This window comes from Brachyspira sp. SAP_772 (genome assembly GCF_009755885.1).
Classification (GTDB): domain Bacteria; phylum Spirochaetota; class Brachyspiria; order Brachyspirales; family Brachyspiraceae; genus Brachyspira.
On record NZ_VYIX01000212.1, the window covers coordinates 1 to 666 of the forward strand.

Below are 666 nucleotides of genomic sequence, written 5' to 3' on the forward strand. Positions count from 1 at the left end.
ATATTTTTCATTGCTGTTTAAATCATTCATTGTAATAGTTAATGGAAGCATTTTTAAAAAATCTCTTGCCGTGTCATTATCATACAATATTAACTTGTATTCTTTGTTGTTTATTYTTAAATTAACATAATTATTTAAAGTGTTCATCATAGCAGAACTATCTCCATAAATAGAATTGCATGCTGTCATTATAAAAATTAAAAAGCTTAATAATATTTTCATTTTTATCCTCTTTATTTATCATCTCTTTGATAATTTTATTTCACACTCTCTCATCTTTGTATCATAATTATTTATTTTGTAATTTAATTTTTCTAAAGTCTCTTTAAGCTCATTAATTTTACTTTCTATTATATCTCTTTGGTCTAATAATAATTGCTTTCTAGCCTCTATTGTAGCATCTCCTTTGTTGTAGAGTTTTATATATTCTATTAATGACTCTATACCCATGCCGGCACTTCGCATACATTTAGCAAACTCTATCCAGCCTATATCATAATCAGTATAATTTCGTATACCGCTTTCGGTTCTCTCCACTTCTGGTATAAGCCCTATTCTCTCATAATACCTTAAAGTGTCGGTTGATAAATCTGTCTTTTTGCTTACTTCAGCTATTGTCATAATTTAAGCCCCTAGTCTTTTTTGTTTTAATTATAGCATTAGAGT

Annotated in this window: 2 protein-coding genes; both read right to left on the reverse strand. The window is 27.4% G+C overall.

The features are described 5' to 3' along the window. On the reverse strand, window positions 1-222 hold a 222-nt coding region (locus GQX97_RS13610; protein WP_255447430.1), incomplete at its 3' end, for a cyclophilin-like fold protein. Between the two features lie 18 nt (window positions 223-240). Beyond that, entirely contained in the window at window positions 241-621 is a 381-nt protein-coding gene (locus tag GQX97_RS13615) for a MerR family transcriptional regulator (RefSeq protein WP_013243575.1), read from the reverse strand. Between the last annotated feature and the right edge of the window lie 45 nt (window positions 622-666).

Excerpts from the sequence above, each read along its gene's own strand:
- GQX97_RS13615 (WP_013243575.1), bottom strand. The coding sequence starts at position 621 with ATGACAATAGCTGAAGTAAGCAAAAAGACAGATTTATCAACCGACACT.